We start from the raw sequence: 24,036 nt of genomic DNA, 5'->3' as shown, positions 1-24,036 counted from the left end.
AACTCGCATCCAGAGGAGCAAGCGCGCCGCCTGTAAAGCCTGATGCGAGCTTCTAATAGATCGAGCTTAATCCAGCACTCCATTTATCACTTCGTAGATGATGCCAGTGGCAATAGCAACGAGAATCAAGTCTGTGCCAGCTTGTTGCCACTCATAGCCATCGTAGCGCGGTAGATGGCCGATAAGTCTTGCGTCGAGCTTTTTCGCGATGCCAGGAGGGAGCGGTTTTCCTCGTGCCAAGTTCTTCTGGATGCCAGGCGGTAGTGCTGGACTTGGGGCCCAATAATTGCGGTAACTGTTCAGAACGTTCAGGACGCTGCCACGATCAATGTTCGGGCCGTGGTCCCAGTCATTTTGCCCTGAACGCGTTCCCTTCGCCCCGCTCCCCTGGTTGCCGTGGCCTTGAGCATTGTGAGCGTTACCCTTTCCGTTGCCTTGCCCTTTTCCATTACCGGGGTCAGCGCATGCGCCGACCGAGCCTGTAACTAAAACAAGGCTTGATAGCACTGAGATCAACGTTTTCGATTTGAGCATGGCCGTACTCTCAGAAAGGGGATAGCCCCTCCAATGTAGACGACGCTGGATGAAAAGATTCACTCACCCCCATGCCGCATCCGGCCACGGAGGGCCACCAGAGTCACCATCTGCCTGCCAGGTAGAACATGCCTCCTGCAAACACAGTCAAGATGATGCCGTCCAGTACATCGCCAAATGCGGCGTTATCTGAGCGCCATGCTTCGAGCTGTGCGGCCAGAAAGAAGACCGCGATGAACAAGACGACGCCCGCGATGCGCCGCTGAACCTTGAACCTGGCTTTGTCGGTTCCGAACCACAGCATTCACGCCTCCTTCAGTCATCCATCCATAACCGCACGATAACTTGCGTAGGCGCTCAGGTCACAAAGGGCGGCGCATGCCGCCGCGAAGCATTACGTCTTGCCCCACTTGAATGCGCTCCCGCATTGACCCTGTTCCGACCGGTTGATGTTGATATTTGGGCCTCACTACACGGTGCAGGTGCTCGATGAAGATCGACCCGCGACCTTCGCCGAATTTATCAAGGCCGGGGACTACGGCCTGATGGAAAGCTTCACTGCGCACAAGCGCACCCTGAACCAGTTCAGGCGCTACACCGGTCGAGCAGAGGGTTTGTCGATCAGCTTCGAGCCTCACTTGCTCGGCTCCAAGATTGAGTTCGACCAGGACAGCAGCAGCCTGACTATCCGCAACCTGCCAACGCAACTTACTGATCAACTGAAGCGCCGCGCGGCCTGCCCCTTCGGCGCCGCCCGCCAGTGCCTCAGCGCTTGTCATGGAGCTCGGGAGGCCAAGCGCTCATGAACCACATCATTCCGGGAATCATCACGTAGATCCAGTGCTTGCCAGGGTAAACGCAGATGCCGACAGTCCAGATGACGAGCAACGTACCGCCCGCTCGCCGACGCCGCCGCGGCGTGAACCATTCCTGAAATACCTTATGCTTTTCCCGCAGTTTCACTACCACTCTCCCTGTTTGGTAAGCGGCGAAGCATAACACCAGCAGCGCTGCCCGCCAGCGCCTTCCCCCCATACGAAAACGCCGCCTGATGAGGCGGCGCTGACTGTAACGGACGTTACCAGGTCTTTGGCTCTGACTTTTTGTACGAGCCACCAGTCATGCACTTCTCGACCAGGGAAAGGGGAAATCACCAAGCGTGTTTATCGCCGAGTCGGCGAAGTGGTCAGCCCGACCAAGTAGAGGGCTGATGCGGAAACGATGCCTCAAGATGCGGAAACGATCAGGTTTTCTTTCGCCCAAAGAAAAACCCCGCAGACGTTAATCTGCGGGGCTTTCAATAATGGAGGCCGAGGTCGGAATCGAACCGGCGTAGACGGATTTGCAATCCGGAGCATAACCACTTTGCTACTCGGCCTCAAATGACTGAACCCTCTGAAGCAGCTCAATCACGTACAAACTGTAGAGATTTGCATCTCATTGAAAACGTTGAGATTTTTATTTCTCGTCGCTTTCGATGGACGCCATTATGTCCGCATTCTGGAGGGCTTGCAACCCCCTGATTTAAAAAAGATTTGGGGTGGGTTTTCGCCAACGGGGTCATGCGGCGGCAGGCTCTCCTGCCCCGCGGCTGACTTCGAACACGCCCACCAGCTTCTGCAGCTTGTTCGCATTCAAGCGCACGGTCTCGGCACTGGTGTGCAGCACTGTCACGGTGTGGCGCATTTCCAGTGACGCCTGATCGACCTCCTTGATGGTGCGCCCGTACTCGAGGCTGCGCTGGTTGAGCTGCTGGATGATGCCGAACATGTTCTCCACGGCCCGGTGCAATTGCACGTTCTCGGACGAGGCCTGCTCGGCCAGGCGCAGGCTGTCATCCACGTCCTGCACGCCGCTCTGCATGAAGCCCACGGCCTGCTGCGTCTCGCTGTGCAAACCGTCGACCATCGTACGGATATCGTCGGCCGCCCGTGCCGTGCGCGCCGCCAGGCTGCGCACCTCGTCGGCCACCACCGCAAAGCCGCGACCATGCTCGCCGGCACGCGCCGCCTCGATGGCGGCATTGAGCGCCAGCAGGTTGGTCTGGCTGGTGATGTCGCTGATCAGCCCGGTGATGTTGCCGATCTCGGCCATGCGGCTGTCCAGCAACCTGACACTGGACGATGAACGCTGCACCACATCGCGTATCGACTGGGTGCCCGCCTGCACGGTCAGGAACTGCTCCCGCGCCCGGCTGACCACCTCGTCCATGGCCTGCTTCATCTGCTCGGCGCCGGCCGAGGCCTGCTGAATCTCGCCCAGTTGCTCCTCCACGATCACCATCATGCGGTGCACGGCATCGGCCACCTCCTCGGAGGTGAGGCTGGCGGCCTGGCTGCGCCCCAGCATCATCTGGTTGGTGGTGCCCACGCTGTGGCTGGCCTTGATCACCTGCCCCACCACCGCGTCCAGATGGTCGATGAAGCTGTTGATCCAGCGCCCCATGTCGCCGGTCTCGTCATTGGCCATGCGCGTGGTGTCCAGGCGCTGGCGCAGGTTGCCCTCGCCTTCGGCGATGGCCCTGATCACGCCGGTCATCTCGCTCAGGCGCGCGGCGAGGCGCCGCGGCCCCAGCACGCTGAACACCAGCGCGGCCAGCAGCAGGCTCACGCCCTCGCACGCATCGATCAGGCCCTGGTCGAGGCCGCTGTAGTGCTGCACCAGGTAGTTGCTGACGAACAGGCCGAGCATCGTCGCCAGGTACGGCTTCATCAGGCCGTAGCTCAGCGAGCGCCGCCGGTACACCTCCTCCAGGTCGGCTTCGCACATCATGCCCCAGCGGTCCGGCGAACCGGGCAACTGAAAGGTCACACCCTTGCCCACCACGGGAATGTGGCGGTAGTCCGAGTAGCCGGGGTAGCTCACGAACAGGTTGGCGCCGGTGCGGATGGTTTCGCGCACGCCAGGGTGCAATTGCCCGGTGGCCGGGTCGGTGAAGCGCAGCTCAAGCTCGGTGTGGCGCTGCACCTGCACGGTCTTCCACGGGGTGTGCACGCCGCTCTTGAGGTTCTCGCCGTGGCTGAAGGTGCCGTCCTCGAAGCGCGAGCGCGACAAGGCCACCCCCGGCTGCAGGCCGGGGTCGAAACGCGACTGCACCATGAACAGGTAGTTGTCCCCGGACTCGGCAAAGATATGCCCGGCCTCGCGCTGGATCAGGTCGCCCAGTACGTCGTTGGGCACCCGTGCGCACAGGCAGCCCACCACCTGGCGGTCGACCTTGATCGGCTGGTAGAACATCAGCGTCACTTCATCATGAAAGCTGGAGGTCGACGGGCCGATCGCCAGGGTCAGCGGGTCGCTGTAGGGCCCATGCAGAAACGGCGCCTTCAGCCCCTCGGCCAGCGGCCGTGGGTCGATGCGCGGGCGCGTGCCCTGGCCGCGCCAGGTCGAGGCAAGCACCTCGCCCGCCGCATCCACCACGAACAACTCGGAAAAGTCTTCGGCCTGGGCCAGCTTCTGCTGCAATACCTGCCCATCGAGGCTGCGGATGTCGCTGCCGGCACTGGCGGCCAGCTCCGCCAGGTGCTCCCACTGCTCCTGGGCCCAGCCCTGCAGCAACTTGACGCGGGTTTGCGCAATGGCTTCGAAGGTCTGCCCGATCACCGGGTACGCCGATCGGTTGAGGCGGCAGGCCCAGCCCATGGCCAGTTTGCCGGTCCTGCCAAACCATGGCAGCCAGCGCTTTTCTGCGGCGGACAGTTGCATGCAATTGTTCGATAGCGACATTTACATCTCCCGATACGACATTCCTTTGTCCATTCGGCAGGCAACTACCAGGCCAACGCAAAAAACCACCTTGAAAACCGACGCGCAAGCCAGCCAGATAGCACTCTGCCAGCCCCTTCCATGCCCCCTGCGAACCCACCTTTTCTGCGCCCCGAAACGGCGCATGAACGCGCTTGTGTGCACCGCAGGAGTGCGCAGATGAAATGTCCTACAATCCTTGCCTTTGCTGCTCAAGCGGCCGCTCGCCACGCCGATAACCCGACCAGACGAAACAACAATTAAACGGCGTCAGCGGAGCGGATATGAACATCAAACAGAAACTCACGTGGGGCTTCGCGACCATCGCCTGCGTACCGATACTGGTCGTCGCTACGCTGGTGATACTCAACATCCGCCTGGAAGCGCGGGACAACTTCGTCGACGGCAGCGACCGCGAGATTCGACAGGTGGCCAATGCCATGCAGTTGTTCTTCGACGGCATCAGCCAGAACATCGAATTTCTCAGCAAGCTGCCCATGCTGCAGAACACCGACGCCAGCCTGAAGAAGTACATTTCGCCCGACGCCCCCACGCTGCCGATGGGGCCGCAGGACAAACCGGTGTTCGACTACTTTGCCCGCCTCGGCGCCAGCCACCCGGCCTATGGCTACATCTCCATCGGCACCACCGAGGGCGGCTACATCTCATGGCCCGAAGACCCCAGCCTGGCCAACTACGATCCGCGCCAGCGCCCCTGGTTCAAGATGGCCCAGGCCAACCCGGGCAAGACCCTGCGTACCGCCGCCTACTACTGGGCCAACGACGACGCGGTACTGGTCAGCACCGTGCGCAGCCTGCCCAACGCGCTGGGCGCCAACGGCGGCGTGGTGAGCGTGGATGTGTCGCTCAAGCAACTGACCGAGATCATCAAGCAGCTCAAGCTGGGTGAAACCGGCTACGTGATGCTGCTGGAGCAGAGCGGCAACATCCTGGTCGACCCCAAGCAGCCGGCGCACAACTTCAAACAGCTCGACAGCCTCGGCCAGGGCTATGCGCAACTGGCCAAGACTACCCAGGGGCTGGTGGAGATCGAGCTTGACGGTGAGCGCTACATGGCCAACGTGTGGCCTTCCGAGCAACTGGGCTGGCGCTTCATCGGCCTGGTCAAGCAGAGTGAAGTGATGGCCTCGGCCACCCGCCTCACCTGGCTGATCGTCGGCATTGCCGCCGCGCTTGGGCTGCTGTTCGCCTTCGTCGGTGCCAGCTTTGCCAAGGTCATCGTGCGCCCGATCAACGACGTGTCCCACGGCCTGGAAGGCATCGCCCAGGGCGAAGGCGACCTGACCCGCAACCTGCATGTGCGCGGCAACGACGAAACGGCCCAGCTCTCGGGCTGGTTCAACCAGTTCCTGGGGGCGATCCGCAGCCTGATCCAGCACATCATGCACGCCGCCGATGGCATCCTGACCAACTCCCACAGCGCCACCAGCGTGTCCAACGAAATGGCCGACGCCGCCAGTCGCCAGCGCGAGGCCGTGGACATGGTGTCGACCGCCTTCCATGAAATGGTCGCCACCGCCAACGAGGTCGCGCGTTCGTGCAGCCAGGCCGCCGAGTCGGCCGACAACGGCCAGCGCCAGGCTTCCGAGGGCCAGCAGCAGATCGACGCCGCCGTGGGCAGCGTCGACCAGCTCAGCCAGGAAATCGCCCAGTCGGCGCAATCCATGCAGCAGCTGGAGCGCGACAGCAACGCCATCCAGTCGATCCTCAGCACCATCCGCTCGATTGCCGAACAGACCAACCTGCTGGCCCTGAACGCGGCCATCGAGGCGGCGCGGGCCGGCGAGCAGGGTCGCGGCTTTGCCGTGGTGGCCGACGAAGTGCGTGCGCTGGCCAAGCGCACGGCCGACTCCACCGCCGAGATCGACGGCATGCTCGCCAACCTGGCCCGCGGCACCAGCCAGGTCGCAGCACAGATGAACACCAGCCTGAGCCTGTCGCAGGACTCGGTCAGCCGCATCGGCGAGGCACGCACCCGCTTTGGCCAGATCCGCGAGTCGGTGGACATGATCCGCGACATGAACACCCAGATCGCCACCGCCGCCGAAGAGCAGCACCAGGTGGCCGAAAGCATCAACCAACACATCAGCCAGATCCACGGCGATGCGCAGCGGGTGGCGCAACTGGCCAGTGAAGCCAAGAGCGATGCGTTCAACCTGACCCAGCTGTCCAACGAAATGAACACGCTGGTACGGCGCTTCAAAACCTGAAAAAAAGGCGCTGCACGATTTATTTTGCAGCGCCTCTGTCACTTTTTGTTTCTCGTGCGGCAACAGGGTTACTGAGAACCATTCACATCAGGAACCTGACCCCATGTCCGTTGCCGCCCCTACGCCCCGCCCTCACCTGCTGGCGCTTGCGATTGCCTGCGCCGGTATCGCCACGCCGCTGCTGGCCGCCGATGAACAGGCTGTGCCCCAAGCCCGGCTGAACCTGCCGCAAACCGACGTCAACGCCACCCGCATCGCCGACGGCAGCGCCGAAGCCGGCTACCTCACCGACTCGCTGAAGAACGTCGGCGCCCTGGGCGGCATGGCCCTCAAGGACACGCCCTATTCGATCAGCGTGGTGTCCAGCGAGCTGATCCGCAACACCCAGGCCACCTCCACCGACGACATCTTCAAGCTCAGCCCCTTCACCCAGTTCACCTCGCCCTCGGGCGCCGGCTATGCCAGTTCGGTGGCGATCCGCGGTTTCAACGACCTGGGCAATCTCAACATCGCCAACGACGGCCTGCGTTTCAGCAATGGCTCCGACAGCGGCAACTTCGTCGAGGAGATGGAGCGCCTGGAGATCGTCACCGGCCTCAGCGGCTTCCTGTATGGCCCCGGCAGCCCGGGCGGGCTGGTCAACTACGTGCTCAAGCGCCCCACCTACGAGCGCTACAACAGCGTGACCCTGGGCAACGCCGGCGGCGAGAACGCCTATGTGCACGGCGACTTCGGCGGCCCGATCGACGATCAGGGCGTGCTGGCCTACCGCGTCAACGTGCTGGCCCAGGACGGCGAGACCGCCATCGACCTGCAGAACCGCCGTCGCAAGATGGTCAGCCTGGCGCTGGACTGGAACGTCAGCGACGACCTGCTGGTGCAGTTCGACGCCTCGTACAAGAAAAACCAGACCCACGGCCTGACCAGCTACTGGTACTTCGCCGACCAGCGCCTGCGCCCCGACGCCGATCAGTTGGACAACGACAAGCTCTACAGCCAGCGCTGGGCGTTCTCCGACAGCGAGCACGAGCGCGTCGGCAGCCGCTTCAACTGGCGCCTGAACGAGGTGTTCAGCCTGCGCGGCGCGGTGGCCCACGACCGCAACCGCACCCAGTACGCCTACACCGGCCCCACCGTGACCTCGCCCGGGGTCTACAGCCAACCGCTGTACGCCTTCGCCCCGGTCGAGCGCGAGGAAACCTCGGCCTACCTGTTCGCCGACGCGGCCTTCGACACCGCCAGCATCGGCCACAAGGTCACCTTCGGCTATCAGGGCAACGTGGCGCGGGTACGCGACTACACCGACTACATTCCCTTCCCGGGCCCGCAGTACCAGCCGGTGGGCGGCAACGGCTCGATCCCGCTGGATGAAACCCCGCAGTACGCCAAGCCCGACTACTCCATCGGCCACGGCGACCAGCGCCTGTCCTCGCGCACCCAGGCCGACAACCTGCTGCTGGGCGATGTGATCACCTTCAACGGACAATGGTCGACCATCCTCGGGGTCACCCGCACCCGCATCAAGACCTTCAGCGACAACTTCGTGTGGGCCGAATCGCTCGGCACCCCGAGCCAGATCGACAACTACAACCAGAGCAAGACCTCGCCCAACGTCTCGCTGATCTACAAGCCGCTGCCCTGGCTGACCACCTACGCCACCTACATCGAAGGCCTGCAGGCCGGCGGCATCGCGCCCAACACCGCACTCAACGCCGGCCAGGCCATGGCCCCGGCCATCAGCGAGCAGTACGAGGTGGGGGTCAAGGCCGAAGTGGGCGAAGCCCTGCTGACCCTGGCACTGTTCAACATCGACAAGCCCAATGGCTACACCAACCAGCAGCAGATCTACGTGCAGGACGGACGCCAGGAGAACAACGGCCTGGAGTTCGGCATCACCGGCAAGGTCACCCCGCAGCTGACCCTGGTCAGCGGCCTGACCCTGCTCGACCCCCAGGTGAAGAAGGCGGCCAACGCCAGCATCGAGGGCAACAAGCCGGTGGGCGTGGCCAGCCAGCTGGCCAAGGTGTACGCCGAATACGACCTGAACGGCGTGCCCGGATTCGCCGTGACCGGCGGCGCCTATTACACCGGCAAGCAGTACGTGGATGAGGCCAACCACTACAGCCTGCCGTCGTTCACCACCTTCGATGCCGGTGCGCGTTATCGCCTGCCGCTGGCGGACAACGCCCTGACCCTGCGCGCCAACGTCAGCAACCTGACCAACAAGGCGTACTGGCTGAGCGACCACTTCCTGGGCGCGCCGCGTACCCTGACGTTCTCGGCACAGCTGGAGTTCTGAGCCCCTTCGCCGGCATTGCCGGCTCCTGCACGGGCGCACGCAGCCTGCAGGAGCCGGCGTTGCTGGCCAAATGCCCACCTCGCGCCGCGCAAATCCCTGAGCGCCGCCAAAATCAGTACCAAAGAACCATTGCCGTTCGCATCCGGCCCTGATATTGAGTGTGCCGCTTTGCGCACCCGCGCCTTTCGTTTCCTCTTGCCCACCCCGCTGGCTTCATCCCCACGCGATCCGAGATGCCGACATGATTGAAAACTCCGATGTAATGTATCGCCTGCTGGTACAGAGCGTGATCGATTACGCGATCTACATGCTGACCCCGGAGGGTGTGGTCAGCAACTGGAACGCCGGGGCGCAGCGGGCCAAGGGGTATACCGGCGAAGAGATCATCGGCGAGCATTTCTCGGTGTTCTACAGCGCCGAGGAGCGCGCCACGCAGTTGCCGCAGAAAAACCTGCAGACCGCCCGCGACCAGGGCCGCTTCGAGGCCGAGGGCTGGCGCCTGCGCAAGGACGGCAGTGCGTTCTGGGCGCACGTGGTGATCGACGCGGTGCATGACGACGACGGCCACCTGGTCGGCTTTGCCAAGGTTACCCGCGACTGCACCGAACAGCGCCGCGCCCTGCTCGAACAACGTGAACAGGAGCGTCACTTCCGCCTGCTGGTACAAGGCGTGAACGACTACGCCATCTACATGCTCGACCCGCTGGGCCATGTGATCAACTGGAACGCCGGCGCCGAGCGGGCCAAGGGCTACACCCACGACGAGATCGTCGGCCAGCATTTCTCGGTGTTCTACACCCCGGCGGACCGCGCCGCCGGCCTGCCCGCCCAGTGCCTGGACGCCGCACGCCAGACCGGCCGCTTCGAGGCCCAGGGCCTGCGCCAGCGCAAGGACGGCTCGCACTTCTGGACCAACGTGGTGATCGAAGCCATCCACGACGACGATGGCCAGCTGCTGGGGTTTGCCAAGATCACCCGCGACATCACCGAGCGCCGCCAGTACGAACTCGACCTGCTGGCAGCCAAGGAGCTGGCCGAGGCGCAGAGCGAGAAAATGGCCGCGCTGTCGCAGTTTCTCGACTCGGTGATCAGCAACATCCCGTCCAGCGTGATGGTGCTGGACGTGGCCTCGCGCCAGATCCTGCTGGCCAACCCGCAGGCCGAGAAGCTGTTCTCCAGCCAGCAGTGCGCCCTGGTCGGCAGTACCCCGCAGCAGAGCCTGGTGCCGGTGATGGCCGGCTACCTCGAACACCTCACCGAGCATTGCCTGAACCACAACGGCCTGCACCTGACCGAAGACCACCTCGACACCCCGCTGGGCCGACGCACCCTGCGCTCACGCACCCTGCTCAGCCGCAACCCGCAGGTGGGTGCGGGCCACTATGTGCTGCAGATCGCCGACGACGTCACCGACGAGATCGCCGCGCACGCGCAGATTCACCACATGGCGCACCACGACGAACTCACCGGCCTGCCCAACCGCACGCTGTTCCACAACTGCCTGGAAGAGGCGCTGGCCGATGGGCAGGCGCGCCAGCACATGACTGCGGCGCTGTGTCTGGACCTGGACAATTTCAAGAACATCAACGATGCCCTGGGGCATGCCTTCGGCGACCGCCTGCTGCGTGCTTTGGGCCAGCGCCTGCGCAGCGTGCTGCGCGACCAGGACACCCTGGCGCGCCTGGGCGGTGACGAGTTCGCCGTGGTGCTGCCGCACCTGGCGCGCCTCGAGGATGCCCAGCGCACCGCCACGCGCCTGATCGAGGCAGTGGCGCCGGCGTTCCTGATCGACGGCCACAGTTTCTCGGTGGGCCTGAGCGTGGGTATCGCCATCGCGCCGGTCGACCACCACAAGGCCGACCAGTTGCTGCGCTACGCCGACATGGCGCTGTACGAGGCCAAGCGCAACGGGCGCAACCGCTACGAGCTGTTCCACCCCGAGCTCGACGAAGCCGCGCGGCGCCGTCGCATCATGGAAACCGACCTGCGCACCGCGCTGCACCTGGGCCAGCTGCACATGCACTACCAGCCGATCATCGGCAACGACGGGCAGATCACCGGCTACGAGGCGCTGATGCGCTGGCAGCACCCGGTCAAGGGGCAGGTCATGCCGATGGACTTCATCCCGATTGCCGAAGAGACCGGGCTGATCCACGAGGTGGGTACGCGGGCGCTGAACCTGGCCTGCCAGGAGGCCGCCAGCTGGGCCACCGAGCAATCGGTGGCGGTCAACCTGTCGCCGGTACAGTTCAAGAACAGCGACCTGGTGGAAGTGGTGCAGCTTGCGCTGACCGACGCCAGGCTCGACCCGTCGCGCCTGGAACTGGAGATCACCGAATCGGTGCTGCTGGAGAACAGCGACGGCAACCTGCGTACCCTGCAGGCGCTCAAGGACATGGGCGTGCGTATTGCCCTGGACGACTTCGGTACCGGCTACTCCTCGCTGGGCTACCTGCGTTCGTTCCCGTTCGACCGGATCAAGATCGACAAGTCGTTCGTGCACGACATGGGCGAAAGCCGCGAGGCGATGTCGATCATCCGCGCCATTACCGGCATGAGCAGCAGCCTGCTGATCAACACCACCGCCGAGGGGGTGGAGACCGAGGCGCAGTTCAAGCAGTTGCAGGCCGAGGGTTGCTCGCATTTTCAGGGGTATCTGTTCGGGCATCCGCAGCCGGCTGACAAGCGCCAGAAGGGAGGCCGGTAGATCAGCGAGCGCGCAGGCCGTTTCGCCGGCAAGGCCGGCTCCTACACGACAGGTGCGGGAGCCGGCCCTGCCGCCACCTGATCGTACAGCCGCCGCAGCCGCTGCACCGCCGCCTCGATCTCGCCCACCTTGACCCCGCCGTACCCCAGCACCAGCAGGTTGTCGTCATCGGCGTCGGGCTCCACGCTGTAGCCGCCGCGCAGCACCAGCCCATGTGCCGGGGCCTGCGCCAGCATCTTGCGCGCCGTGCCCGGGGCACCGATGCGTACCGCCAGGTGCAATCCCGCCTGCCCCGCCGAGTACCCGATCAGCGCCCCGAAGGCCTCGTCCAGGCACTGCTGCAGGCAACTGCGGCGCTGGGCGTACTCGGCGCGCATCTTGCGGATGTGCCGGGCAAAATGCCCTTCCTGGATGAAGTCGGCCATCGCCGCCTGAATCGACAGGTACCCTGGCCGGTACAGCTGGATCAGGCCCTTGCCGAAGGCCTCGGCCAGCCCCTCGGGCACCACCAGGTAACTCAGGCGCAGCCCCGGGAACATCACCTTGCTGAAGGTGCCCAGATAGATCACCCGCTCTTCGCCACCGAGCCCCTGCAGCGACGGCATCGGCTCGATGTCGTACCGGAACTCGCTGTCGTAGTCATCCTCCACCACCCACAGGTTGTTGGCCTGGGCATACGCCAGCCAGTCACGCCGGCGCTGCAGCGACATGATGTTGCCGGTGGGGTACTGGTGCGACGGCGTGACGAACGCCAGCCGCGGCGCAGCAGCCGGCACTGCCGAGGGCAGGCAGGCGCCCTGCGCATCGATCGCCAGCGGCGCGCAGTGCAGCCCCGCCGCCGAAAACACCACCGGCGCCCCCCAGTGGCAGGGGCTCTCGACCCACACGGTGTCCCCCGGGTCGCCCAGCAGCTTGGCCACCAGGTCCAGCGACTGGTGGGTGCCCTGGGTCACGATCACCTGCGCCGGGCTGCAACGGACTGCGCGGGCTGCATACAGGTAGGCACTGAGCGCCTCGCACAGCGGGCGGTAGCCGCCCTGATCCACGTAGCCGGCCAGGTGCGCCTGGCGCTTGCTCAGGTAGCGGTTGTGCAGGCGCTTCCAGATATGAAACGGAAACAGGTCGGCGTCCGATACGCCGCCCACGAAGGCGCCCTCGGCCCGCGCCACCGCGCCGAAACGCGCGTTGATCGCCTTGCCCCGGGCCGACAGCGGCGCCTGGTCGGGCGTATCGGGGGCCGGCACGCCGGTTTTCACCTGGGGCAAGGTGTCGGCCACGAAGGTGCCGCTGCCGGGCCGGGCGTACAGGTAGCCTTCATCGAGCAGACGGTCGTAGGCCAGCGACACGGTCAGGCGCGAGACCAGCAACTGCTCGGCCAGCGCCCGGGTGGAGGGCAACTTGTGGTTGACCGGCAGGCGCCGCTGCAGGATCGCCGCCTGGATCGCCTGGTACAACTGGCGCTGCAGGGTCACGCCGCCGTCGCGGTCCAGCGTGCCGACCAGCAGGTCGTGGAGAAGCGATGCCATCGGGTGCCTCACTGCAGGGGCGGGATCGGAACCGCGAGCATACAAGTGGCCTTAACAACTGATCAACTCTGGATATAACCGATATAGCCAAACAGGCCTATGTTCGAACCAGTGCTGGCCTGACACCCCAGCTTTCCCGGCAATCGACAGAGTGATGTTCAGTGACCCTTCACACACCCCCTGCCTTCGACGCATTGCTGGTCGCAGCTCCGCCCAAGGTTTCGGCCGAACAGGCGCAGGCCGTGGCAGCGCAGTACTTCGGCCTGCACGGCGCGTGCCGCCTGCTCACCGGCGAGCGTGACCTCAACTTCCAGATCACCTGCGCCGACGGCGCCCAGTACCTGCTCAAGGTCTCCAACGCGGCCGAAGACCCGCAGGTGGCCGACTTCCAGAACCAGGCGCTGCTGCACATCCAGCACTGCGACCCGACCCTGGCGGTGCAGCGCATCTACCCCAACACCAGCGGCAGCTACCAGATCCCGCTGATGTTCGATGGCCAGCCGCTGCTGGTGCGGCTGTTCTCGTTCGTCGACGGGATCTGCCTGCACCGCGTCGAACACCCCGAGGTGGCGCTGCGCAGCAGCCTGGGCGAGCACCTGGCCCGCCTGGGGCTGGCCCTGCGCGGCTTCTTCCACCCCGGCGCCGGGCACGAGCTGCTGTGGGACCTCAAGCACGCCTCGCGGCTGAGCGACAAGATCGGCCTGATACAGGACCCTGAAGAGCGCCAGCTGGCCCAGCACTTTCTGGACAACTTCGAGCGCCACGCACAACCGCACCTCAAGGGCCTGCGCGCACAGGTGATCCACAACGACCTGAACCCGCACAACGTTATCGTCGATGCCAGCCAGCCGCACCCGGTGCGCAACATCCTCGATTTCGGCGACATGGTGCATGCGCCGCTGGTCAACGACCTGGCCGTGGGCGCCGCCTATCAACTGGGCAGCCAGGGCGACCCGCTGGAACACGCTGCACCGTTCATCCGCGCCTACCACCGCATCGCGCCGCTGGAGCCGCTGGAACAGGAACTGCTGGTGGACCTGATCGCCACCCGCCTGGTGCTGACCGTGACCATCACCAACTGGCGCGCTGCGCTGTACCCGGAAAACCGCACCTACATCCTGCGCAACGCGCCGTCTGCCTGGCGTGGCCTGAAGGCCCTGGCTGACGTGCCGCGCGAGGTCGCGCAGCAACAGATTCGTCGTATCTGCTCCGAGGAGACGCTGTAAATGACCATGATCAATGGCTTCACCGCCGAAGATGCCGCACGCCTTAGCGAAACCGAACGTGCCCTGATCGAGCGCCGTGCGCGCGTGCTGGGCCCGGCCTACCGCCTGTTCTACGAACACCCGCTGCACCTGGTCAAGGGTGAAGGCGTGTGGCTGTACGACGCCGACGGCAAGCGTTACCTGGATGCCTACAACAACGTGGCCTCCATCGGCCACTGCCACCCCAAGGTGGTCGAGGCGCTGTACGAGCAGGCCAAGGTGCTCAACACCCACACCCGCTACCTGCATGAAGGCATCCTCGACTATGCCGAGAAACTGCTGGCCACCTTCCCGCCCGAGCTGGACCAGGTGATGTTCACCTGCACCGGCAGCGAGGCCAACGACCTGGCCCTGCGCATCGCCCGTCAGTACACCGGCGGTACCGGCCTGATCGTGACCCAGCTGGCCTACCACGGCGTGACCGACCAGATCGCCGCCGCCTCGCCTTCGCTGGGTGCGGGCGTGCCGGTGGGTGACTTCGTGCGTACCGTGCGGGCTCCCGACGCCTACCGCCTGGGCGCCGAGAACGTGGCACAGATCTTCGCCGACGACGTGCGCGCCGCCATCGCCGACCTGCGCCGCTGCGGGATCAAGCCGGCAGCACTGCTGCTCGACGGCATCTTCGCCAGCGATGGCGTGCTGTCCGACCCGGCCGGCTTCCTGCAACAGGCGGTGGCCGTGGCCCGCGAAGAGGGCCTGCTGTACATCGCCGACGAGGTGCAATCGGGCTTTGGCCGTACCGGCTCGCACATGTGGGGCTACCAGCGCCATGGCGTGCAGCCCGACATCGTCACCATGGGCAAACCCATGGGCAACGGCCAGCCGATTGCCGGGGCGGTGTTCCGCGGCGAGGTGCTCGATGCGTTCGGTCGCACCGCCCGCTACTTCAACACCTTCGGCGGCAACCCGGTGTCATGTGCAGCAGCCAACGCGGTGCTCGACGTGATCCAGGGCGAAGGCCTGATGGCCAACTGCGCGGCGGTGGGCGAATACTTCAAGGCGGGTCTGCAAGGGCTTGCCGAGCGCTACCCGCTGATTGGCGACGTGCGCGGGGCCGGGCTGTTCGTGGGGGTCGAGCTGGTGACCGATCGTGCCAGCAAGGCGCCGGCCACCGAGGCAACGGCACGGGTGGTGAACGGCATGCGTGAACGTGGCGTGCTGATCAGTTCGGCGGGGCCGGCGGCCAACATCCTCAAGATCAGGCCGCAGTTGATCTTCCAGCGCGAGCATGCCGATCTGTTCGTGCAGACGCTGGAGGCAGTGCTGAAGTCGCTGAACTGACAGCGAGAGGCATTGACGGTTGTGCCCCTTTCGCCAGCAAGGCTGGCTCCTACAACGATTGGTGCAGGAGCCAGCCTTGCTGGCGAAGGGGTTCACTCACTTGGTCTTGGCAACCCAGGCATTGAAGCGCTGCTCGAGGTCTTCGCCGTTGTTGACCCAGAACTCGCTGTCCATCGGGATGGCCTGTGCCAGGTTGTCCGGCGCGGTGTTCAACTGCGCCGCCAGTGCAGGATCAAGCAGCCCGGCGGTATGCAGGTTGGTCGACCCATAGCCCAGCTTGGTGGTGTGGATCTTCTGGTTTTCCGGGCGCAGCGAAAACGCGATGAAGTCCTCGGCCAGGGCCTTGTTCTTGCTGCCCTTGGGGATCGCCCACGAGTCGATGGCGTAGATGCTGCCATTCCATACCGTGTGCACATTGGCGCCGGCCGCCTGTGCGGCGAACACCCGGCCGTTGAACGCGGTGCTCATCACCACGTCGCCGCTGGCCAGGAACTGCATCGGCTGCGCACCGGCCTCCCACCACTGGATGTCGGGCTTGATCTGGTCCAGCTTGCGGAATGCACGCTCCACCCCTTCCGGCGTCGACAACACCTTGTACACGTCGGCATACGGCACGCCATCGGCCATCAGTGCCGCTTCCAGGGTGTACTTGGCGCCCTTGCGCAGGCTGCGCTTGCCCGGAAACTTCTTGGTGTCCCAGAAATCGCTCCAGCCGGTAGGCGCCTGCTTGAGCTTGTCGCCGTTGTAGGCCAGCGCCATCGACCATACCAGCAGGCCGCCGCCGCAGTCCGACAGGGTGCCGGGCACAAAATCCGCTTCCTTGCCGATACGGTTGAGGTCCAGATGTTCGAACAGGCCCTCCTCGCAGCCACGGATCAGTTCGGCGCTCTCGACCTGCACCACGTCCCAGTTCACGCTGTTGGTGTCGACCATGACCTTGATCCGGCCCATTTCGCCGTTGTATTCACCCGCTACCACCTTGCTGTGGCTGGCGGCGGCAAAGGGGGCGTAGAAGGCCTCGGTCTGTACATCCTTGCTGGCACCGCCAAACGAAATCACGGTGATTTCGGCAGCAAGGGCGTTGGCGGCAAAAGCACTGAGCAACACGGCGGCAATGGTGGTTTTTTTCATGTCTACCTCTGTAATTTATTGGTTTTGGCAGAGTTGATACACGCTGGGCGTCCTTTCGGGTGGTCGCACTTCAGCTTCGGTAATCCACCTGATCACCACTGATCAGGCGCAAGGCGGCGGTCCAGGCCAACAGGTGAAGTTGCTGATCGAATTCGGCGTCGGACTGCTGCGCGGTCAGCTCGCAGACTGCTTCGTCCGGCAGGCGCAGCGGCGGGTTGCCCGCCAGTGCCTGTACCTGCGCCTGGCAGGCACGCTCCAGGAAGTAGATCTGGTTGAAGGCTTCGGCAATGCAGCGCCCGGCGGCCAGCAGGCCATGGTTGCGCAGGATCATCGCCATGTGCGGGCCCAGGTCCCTGACCAGGCGCTCGCCTTCGGCCGGGTTCAGCGCAATGCCCTCGTAGTCGTGGTAACCCAGGCGGCGATAGAACTTCAGCGCATGCTGGGTGATCGGCAGCAGCCCCTGCTCCTGGGCCGACACGGCCATGCCGGCAGCGGTATGGGTGTGAACCACACAGGCCAGGTCCGGACGTGCGGCGTGGATCGCCGAATGGATGTTGAAGCCGGCACGGTTGACGCTGCCGGCGTCATAGCCAGGGTCGATGGTGTTGCCGTGGTGGTCGATCTTGATCAGGTCCGAGGCGCGCATTTCATGAAACAGCACGCCGTAGCGGTTGATCAGGAAATGCCCCGGCTCGCCGGGGACACGGGCCGAGATGTGCGTGTCGATCAGATCGGTCATGCGAAAGTGGGCCAGCAGCCGGTACAGCGCTGCCAGGTCGCAACGGGTCTGCCACTCTTCGGGCGAAACCTGCTGCGCGTCGATCCGCGGGGTGTTGGGGTGCATCGCGCCTCCTTGTTCATGGTATGTTTCGGGCACTTGGCCCGCCGGCATGCAGGGATGTTGCAGCAGCCCCCGGCGGCCCACCATGCACAGAACGCGCTGGTTGTGCCGGCCCTGTTATGGTGTTTTCACCAGTACACCCACCGCCACACCCTCGCCTGACGGATGTTTTCTATGATGTTGTTGGATGCCAGTTCGTCGCAGTCGCTGGTCAACCAGATCGTTGCGGGCATCACCCTCGCGATCAACGAACAGCGCTTGCGCCCGGGCACCAAGCTGCCCTCCATCCGCAAGTTCGCGCAAACCCACAAGGTCAGCCATTTCACCGCCGTCGAGGCCTATGACCGGCTGGTGGCCCTGGGTTACCTGACGGCGGTGCGCAATGCCGGCTTCTATGTACGCAGCGCCCCCGACACCCCCGCCCCGCCGCCGATGCCCAGTGCCAGCGACGATGCCTTCGACTTCGACGCCTACCTGCTGCTGCAGAAGGTGTTCCAGCCGCTGGGCATGGACCTGCGCCCGGGCATCGGCCTGCTGCCCGAGCCCTGGAGCGACGATGACGGGGTGCAACGCAGCCTGCGCGCCCTGAGCCGTCGCGACCCGAGCGAGTTCACCGGCTACGGCCATGCCAAGGGGTGCGCCAACCTGCGCGCCCGGCTGGTGGAGAAACTGCTCGATACCCGGGTCAACGCCCACCCCGAGCAGATTCTGCTGACCAGCGGCGCCAGCCATGCGCTGGACCTGCTGGTGCGCTACCTGGTGCACCGCGGCGACAGCGTGCTGGTGGACGAACCGGGCTACCACAACCTGTTCCTCAACCTGCGCCTGCAGGGGGCCCGCCTGCTGGGGGTGCCACGCACCCGCGACGGCATCGACCTGGACGTGCTCGAGGCGCAGATCCGCGAACACCGGCCCAAGGTGTTCTTCACCAACACGCGCCTGCAATGCCCCACCGGCACCAGCCTGACACTGGCGGTGGCCCACCGTCTGCTGCAACTGGCGGAAAAGTACGACTTCCTGATCGTGGAGAACGACATCTACGCCGACCTCGACCCGTCCGACCAGCAGGCGCTGGCAGGCATGGACCAGCTGGCGCGGGTGATCTACGTGGCCAGCTTCTCCAAGAGCATCGCGCCGTCGCTGCGGGTGGGGTTCGTTGCCGCGCACCGCGACCTGATCGACGAACTGGTGCCACTGAAGATGGCCAGCGGCCTGACCACCTCGGCAATTGCCGAGGAACTGGCACTGGAGGTGCTGCTGCAGGGGCGCCACCGCAAGCACGTCAAGCAGTTGCAGGCCAACCTGGCCCTGGCCCATGAACAGGTGGCGCGCAAGCTCGAGGCGGTGGGCATGGAGATCTTCGTCAAGCCCCATGCGGGGTTGTTCCTGTGGGCCCGTCACCCCCAGGTCGAAGACGCCACGGCACTGGCCATGGACGCGCGCGAACACAAGATTCTGCTCGCGCCCGGGCAACTGTTCATGCCCGATGCACGGGTGGTGCCGTGGCTGCGCTTCAATGTGGCGCACGCGCAGGATGAGCGGATCTACCGGCTGTTGGAGCAGGCCGCGCACTGACCGGATTCGACTCGCCTCTTCGCCAGTAGGCGCCGGCCTTGCCGGCGAAGCGGCCCGCCCGGGCGACACCCCCGCAGGTCCGGAGAATCAGGCATGACACGCAGAGGAATGCCGGTGGGCACGCCCGGTGCCCGCGCGGACAATGCGCCGCCTCTACCGTCATTGCTTTTGCGAGGTTCCCCCATGTACACCGCCATCGGCTACGCCGCCCAGTCGGCCACCACGCCCCTCGCCCCCATGACCTTCCAGCGCCGCAGCCCACGCCCCGACGACGTGGCCATCGAGATTCTCTACTGCGGCGTGTGCCACTCCGATATCCACCAGGCCCGCAACGAATGGGGCATCGCCGTGTACCCGCTGATGCCCGGCCACGAAATCGTGGGCAAGGTCACTGCCGTGGGCGCCAGCGTCAGCCGCTATCAGGTGGGTGACCTGGTGGGTGTGGGCTGCATGGTCGACTCCTGCCGCCACTGCCAGGCCTGCGCCGCCAACCTGGAACAGTACTGCCTCGAAGGCCCGACCATGACCTACGCCACCCCCGACCGGGTCGACGGCAGCAACACCATGGGCGGCTATTCCAGCAGTATCGTGGTCGACCAGCATTTCGTGGTGCGCATCCCGGCCGGCATGGACCTGGCCAGCGCCGCGCCGATCCTCTGCGCCGGCATCACCACCTATTCGCCGCTCAAGCACCACGGGGTCAAGGCCGGGCACAAGGTCGGCATCCTCGGCATGGGCGGCCTGGGTCACATGGGCATCAAGCTGGCCAAGGCCATGGGCGCCGAAGTCACCCTGTTCACCCGTTCGGCCAGCAAGGCCGAGGAAGCCCGCCGCCAGGGCGCCGACCATGTGGTGGTGTCCACCGATGCCGCGCAGATGGCCGCCGTGGCCGGGCACTTCGACTTTCTGCTCGACACCATCCCGGTGCAGCACGACCTCAACCCCTACCTGGAAACCCTGAAGTTCGACGGCGTGCACATCCTGGTGGGCCTGATCGAACCGGTGGAGCCGCCCCTGCACGCCGCCAACCTGGTGCTCAAGCGCCGCGTACTGGCCGGCTCGCTGATCGGCGGCATCGCCGAAACCCAGGAGGTGCTGGACTTCTGCGCCGAGCACGGCATTTGCTGCGACATCGAGATGCTCGACATCCAGCACATCAACGAGGCCTACAGCCGCATGATCGCCGGCGACGTGAAGTACCGCTTCGTGATCGACATGGCCTCGCTCAAGGCCTGAGCCCCCGCCTCACAGGTTGAAACGCCCCAGCAGGTGGTGCTGTTGCCCCACCTGCTCCACCATCACCGCACACTGGCGCACCTGCACCTGGGTGCCTGCGGCCACTTCATGACTGATGTCGCGAATGGTCGTGGTGTTGCGGTTGATCTCTTCGCTGGTGGCGCTCTGCTGCTCGGCCGCGGTGGCGATCTGGGTGTTCATGTCGTTGATGCGGGTGATCGCCTGGCGAATGCGCACGAGCATGTCGTTGGCCGCGCCCGCCTCCTCGGCGGTCTTGCCGGCGCTGTCGCGGTTGTGCTGCATGCGCGACTCGGCGTGGCGCACCCCGGCCTGCAGCTGGTCGATCATCTGGCGGATCTCCTGGGTCGACTGCTGGGTGCGCGAGGCCAGCGTGCGCACCTCGTCGGCCACCACCGCGAAACCTCGCCCCGTCTCGCCGGCACGTGCAGCCTCGATGGCGGCATTGAGCGCCAGCAGGTTGGTCTGCTCGGCAATGCTGGTAATCACCGCCAGGATCGACTCGATGTTGTCGCTGAGGCGCGACAGGTCATTGATTGCATGGCCGGTGTCGTCCATTTCGCTGGCCAGTTGCCGGATCGCCGCGGTCGAGCGTCGCACCACGTCCTCGCCGCCGTGTGCTTCCTCGTCGGCAATCACAGCGGCCTGCGCCGCTGCCTGGGCGTTGCGCGCGACGTCTTCGGCGGTGGAGGCCATCTCCTGCATGGCCGTGGCCAGTTGGTCCAGCTCCTGCAACTGGCGCTGCAGGCGTTCATCGGTCCGGGTGGCTTCGGCCGACGTCAGGTGGGTGCTCTCGCGCACCTGGTTGGAGGTGCTCATCACCTGATGGATCAGGTTCTGCAGGTTGCCCAGAAAGCCGTTGAACTCGCGCGACACCAGCGCCACCTCGTCATTGCCGCCGTCGGGCAGGCGCCGCGTCAAGTCGCCGTCGCCCTGGTTGACCTCATGGAACGAGCGGTGCAGCAGGTCCAGCGGCTTGAGCAGGCGCCCGAGCAGCAGGCCCAGCACCACGAGGCTCACCAGCACGCCGAGCAGCGTGGCCAGCACTGCACGCCAGGTCAGGCTGTCGGCCTCGGCCATCACGATGCGCTGGTCGAGCACCACGCCGATCAGCCAGTCCATGCCCTCCAGGTAGGTCAGCGGGGTGAAGGACACCAGTGAATCGTGATCGCCGGTTCTAACCGTCTGCAGCTGGCTGTCCAGCGCCGGGTGCTGGCCATCGAACAGGCTGCTGTAGGGCTTGCCGTTGTACTGGCTGTCGGGGTGGGAAATGATCGTGCCGTTGCGGCTGAGCAGAAAGGCATGGCCGGCGCCGTTGAAGTCCAGGGTATTGATGGCATCGGCCACGCTCTTGAGGCGGATATCGCCGCCCAGCACGCCGGCGAAGGTAGCGCCATCGTAGAGGCGCGTGACCGCCGAAATCAGCGTTTCGCCAGTGGCCGAGTCGATGTAGGGCTCGGTGAGCACCGCCTTGTCGGCGCCCTTGGCGACGGCATACCAGGGCCGTGTGCGCCCGTCCCAGCTCGCATCGGGGCGCCAGCTGGGCGTGTTGGTGAGGGGTTTGCCGTCACGTTGCAAGGCGCCGAATATCAGGATGAACTCGTCCTTGAGCATCGGGCTGTCGATGATGCGCTGGGTGTTTTCAGGGCTGTAGCGGCTGTCGATGGCCTGCGCCACCAGGCCCATGAGCTTGAGCTTGGCGTTCAGCCAGTTCTCGATCTGCCGGGCCAGGGCACCGCTGGACTCGGCGATGCCGGCAGACACTTGCTTGTGCAGGGCGTCGCGCACCTGGCTGACCTGCGCGACCGACAGCAATCCGGTGGTAATGAACAGCAATGTGGCGGCCGCCAGGCCAGCCTTGTGAACGATCTTCATGCCTGCACTCCGTGCCGAATCGAGCAAACGGGCATGCTAGGCAGGCGTACTGGCACACTGCAATCAACGTTGCGATGATTGCCCGGTGCCGTAATGGGGATTGTTTACCGGCATCACGGCCACTGCTTGTAGGACGAACCCGGCGCACGGCATCCGCGCCGCGGGCAGGCAAAAAAAAACCAGGGCCGTTTGCGGCCCTGGTCTTTTTCGTCATGGTGCCTGTCAGCCCTTGAGCTGCCTGGCCGCACGCACGTGCATGAACACGCCCATCAGTGCCACGATGGCCGCCGCCGCACCGGTGGAGAACACCAGTGCCTGGTAGTCCGGCACAAAGGCCATGGTCACCAGGCACCCGATGATGAACACGATCACCAGGTAGGTCAGCCACGGGAACAGCCACATCTTCAGGCGGATTTCCTTGCCCTCGGCTTCCAGCTTGCGGCGCATCTTCAGTTGCGAGAACGCGATCACCAGGTACACCAGCAAGGCGATCATGCCGGTGGTGTTCATCAGCACGTCCAGCACGTCTTTCGGGCGCAGGGTGTCGCTGAAGTTGATCAGGGCGACGAACACCGCTACCGAGCACGAACCGATGATGGCGAACACCGGCACACCGGTACCGGCGCGGGTGATCTTGAAGAACGACGGTGCATCACCGCGGGTCGACAGCGAGAACAGCATGCGCGAGGCAGTGTAGTGCGCCGAGATCAGGCAGCTGCTCACCGAGGTCAGCACCACGAAGTTCATCACGAACTCAGCGCCCGGAATGCCCAGCAGTTCCAGGGTACGACGGTACGAACCGTAGCCCGACTGGCCCATCAGCGGGTCGTTCCACGGCACCAGGGCCACGATCAGGAAGATCGAACCCACATAGAACAGGCACACACGCCACACCACCGAGTTGGTGGCCTTGACGATCTGCTCGGACGGGTTCTTCGACTCGGCGGCCGCGATGGTCACGATTTCGGCGCCCAGGAAGGCGAACATCACCCCCAGCATGGCCACCACCACTGCCTCCACCCCATTGGGCATGAAGCCCTGGGCCGTGAGGTTGCTGATGCCGTGGACCTCACCGGTGGGCCACAGGTTGGCCACGGCCAGCCCGCACACCACAAGGAAGCATATGATCGCCACCACCTTTATCAGCGCGAACCAGAATTCGAACTCCCCGTAGTGCTTGACGTTGAAGAAGTTGACGTTGATCAGCACCAGGGTAGTGGCCAGCACGAACACGTTGACGCTGATGGAGGGGAACCAGCCGTGCAGGATCTTGCCCGCCACGTAGGCTTCCCAGGCCATCAGGATGACCCAGAACCACCAGTACAACCAGCCGATGGTGAAGCCTGCCCAGCGCCCGATGGCGCGCTCGGCGTAGGTGGAGAACGAGCCGGTGTCTGGCGAGGAGGTGGCCATTTCACCCAGCATGCGCATGATCAGCACCACCAGGATGCCGCCGGCCAGGTACGCCAGGATGGCGGCCGGCCCGGCGCTGTGGATCACACTCCCCGAGCCCACGAACAGCGCACCGCCGATCACCCCGGCGATGGACATCATGGTCAGGTGGCGCGATTTGAGCGAAGCGCTAAGCTTGCTCTCGGGCTCCACCTTGGAGGATGTGGAAGTCGATGTAGCGTCCATCAGTTGTCTACCCCTTGTTTTTCTTTTTCCAGCGAACACGCAAGACCGGCGAATGCCGGGCTTCATTGCTCGTCAGTGTCTGATTGTGTACGGGATGGATCGCAAACCCGGCGGGCATCCATGGCCTTGAAGGTC

General features: G+C 64.8%; 14 protein-coding genes, 1 tRNA gene and 4 pseudogenes. 9 read left to right on the top strand and 10 right to left on the bottom strand.

Going from position 1 to position 24,036, the window contains the following annotated elements:
* Nucleotides 1-66: 66 nt before the first annotated feature.
* Together NP552_RS16915 and NP552_RS16910 are read right to left on the bottom strand one after the other, a co-directional pair.
* Nucleotides 67-534, bottom strand: coding sequence for an anti-virulence regulator CigR family protein (locus NP552_RS16915; protein ID WP_081315104.1), 468 nt, complete (start codon nt 532-534; stop codon nt 67-69).
* Between the two features lie 103 nt (nt 535-637).
* Entirely contained in the window at nt 638-838 is a 201-nt protein-coding gene (locus NP552_RS16910) for a hypothetical protein (RefSeq protein WP_043861703.1), read from the bottom strand.
* 175 nt (nt 839-1,013) lie between these two features.
* Between NP552_RS16910 and NP552_RS16905 the strand changes: the two are divergent.
* Nucleotides 1,014-1,340 (top strand): annotated as a pseudogene (locus tag NP552_RS16905) (nucleoid-associated protein); the annotation flags it as partial.
* Between the two features lie 498 nt (nt 1,341-1,838).
* Here NP552_RS16905 and NP552_RS16900 read toward each other — a convergent pair.
* Both NP552_RS16900 and NP552_RS26115 read right to left on the bottom strand, forming a co-directional pair.
* Nucleotides 1,839-1,912 (bottom strand) — tRNA-Cys (locus NP552_RS16900).
* A 182-nt stretch (nt 1,913-2,094) separates the two neighbouring features.
* Nucleotides 2,095-2,745, bottom strand: a complete 651-nt coding sequence (locus tag NP552_RS26115) for a methyl-accepting chemotaxis protein (RefSeq protein ID WP_443201040.1) — start codon at nt 2,743-2,745, stop codon at nt 2,095-2,097.
* Nucleotides 2,746-4,562: 1,817 nt separating this feature from the next.
* Here NP552_RS26115 and NP552_RS26110 point away from each other — a divergent pair.
* The 4 genes and pseudogenes from NP552_RS26110 to NP552_RS16880 all read left to right on the top strand — a co-directional run.
* A pseudogene (locus NP552_RS26110) lies at nt 4,563-5,651 on the top strand (cache domain-containing sensor histidine kinase); the annotation flags it as partial.
* Nucleotides 5,652-5,681: 30 nt separating this feature from the next.
* A complete protein-coding gene (locus NP552_RS26105) occupies nt 5,682-6,509 on the top strand; it encodes a methyl-accepting chemotaxis protein (RefSeq protein ID WP_370409200.1) in 828 nt (275 codons plus the stop codon).
* Nucleotides 6,510-6,717: 208 nt separating this feature from the next.
* Nucleotides 6,718-8,808: pseudogene (locus NP552_RS16885) on the top strand (TonB-dependent receptor); the annotation flags it as partial.
* A gap of 241 nt (nt 8,809-9,049) precedes the next feature.
* Nucleotides 9,050-11,515 (top strand): sensor domain-containing protein, encoded by a 2,466-nt coding sequence (locus tag NP552_RS16880; RefSeq protein WP_058540378.1) that lies wholly within the window; start codon nt 9,050-9,052, stop codon nt 11,513-11,515.
* 41 nt (nt 11,516-11,556) lie between these two features.
* Here NP552_RS16880 and pdxR read toward each other — a convergent pair whose 3' ends face one another.
* Entirely contained in the window at nt 11,557-13,041 is a 1,485-nt protein-coding gene (gene pdxR, locus NP552_RS16875) for a MocR-like pyridoxine biosynthesis transcription factor PdxR (protein ID WP_058540379.1), read from the bottom strand.
* Between the two features lie 161 nt (nt 13,042-13,202).
* Between pdxR and NP552_RS16870 the strand changes: the two genes are divergently transcribed.
* Both NP552_RS16870 and NP552_RS16865 read left to right on the top strand, forming a co-directional pair.
* Nucleotides 13,203-14,267, top strand: a complete 1,065-nt coding sequence (locus tag NP552_RS16870; protein ID WP_058540380.1) for a phosphotransferase — start codon at nt 13,203-13,205, stop codon at nt 14,265-14,267.
* A complete protein-coding gene (locus NP552_RS16865; RefSeq protein ID WP_043861696.1) occupies nt 14,268-15,587 on the top strand; it encodes an aspartate aminotransferase family protein in 1,320 nt (439 codons plus the stop codon).
* A 96-nt stretch (nt 15,588-15,683) separates the two neighbouring features.
* Here the strand turns inward: NP552_RS16865 and NP552_RS16860 are convergent, their stop codons facing one another.
* Nucleotides 15,684-16,718, bottom strand: a complete 1,035-nt coding sequence (locus NP552_RS16860) for an ABC transporter substrate-binding protein (RefSeq protein WP_058540381.1) — start codon at nt 16,716-16,718, stop codon at nt 15,684-15,686.
* Between the two features lie 70 nt (nt 16,719-16,788).
* Entirely contained in the window at nt 16,789-17,562 is a 774-nt protein-coding gene (locus tag NP552_RS16855) for a class II aldolase/adducin family protein (RefSeq protein WP_043861694.1), read from the bottom strand.
* 171 nt (nt 17,563-17,733) lie between these two features.
* On the opposite strand from NP552_RS16855, the gene NP552_RS16850 reads away from it, so the two are divergent.
* Nucleotides 17,734-19,134, top strand: coding sequence for an aminotransferase-like domain-containing protein (locus NP552_RS16850; RefSeq protein WP_043861693.1), 1,401 nt, complete (start codon nt 17,734-17,736; stop codon nt 19,132-19,134).
* Between the two features lie 183 nt (nt 19,135-19,317).
* Nucleotides 19,318-20,370, top strand: a complete 1,053-nt coding sequence (locus tag NP552_RS16845) for an NAD(P)-dependent alcohol dehydrogenase (RefSeq protein WP_043861692.1) — start codon at nt 19,318-19,320, stop codon at nt 20,368-20,370.
* A gap of 9 nt (nt 20,371-20,379) precedes the next feature.
* Here the strand turns inward: NP552_RS16845 and NP552_RS26100 are convergent, their stop codons facing one another.
* The 3 genes and pseudogenes from NP552_RS26100 to NP552_RS16835 all read right to left on the bottom strand — a co-directional run bounded on the left by NP552_RS26100 (nt 20,380) and on the right by NP552_RS16835 (nt 23,901).
* Nucleotides 20,380-21,207 (bottom strand): methyl-accepting chemotaxis protein, encoded by an 828-nt coding sequence (locus tag NP552_RS26100; protein ID WP_373874884.1) that lies wholly within the window; start codon nt 21,205-21,207, stop codon nt 20,380-20,382.
* Nucleotides 21,208-21,237: 30 nt separating this feature from the next.
* Nucleotides 21,238-22,263, bottom strand: a pseudogene (locus tag NP552_RS26095) (HAMP domain-containing protein); the annotation flags it as partial.
* Between the two features lie 222 nt (nt 22,264-22,485).
* Nucleotides 22,486-23,901, bottom strand: a complete 1,416-nt coding sequence (locus tag NP552_RS16835; RefSeq protein ID WP_274096941.1) for an amino acid permease — start codon at nt 23,899-23,901, stop codon at nt 22,486-22,488.
* Nucleotides 23,902-24,036 lie beyond the last annotated feature (135 nt).

It is taken from the genome of Pseudomonas sp. 8209 (assembly GCF_028682105.1).
Taxonomy (GTDB): domain Bacteria; phylum Pseudomonadota; class Gammaproteobacteria; order Pseudomonadales; family Pseudomonadaceae; genus Aquipseudomonas; species Aquipseudomonas palmensis.
The sequence above is the reverse complement of the archived record's forward strand: the minus strand, read 5'-3'. Positions and strand labels throughout refer to the sequence as shown.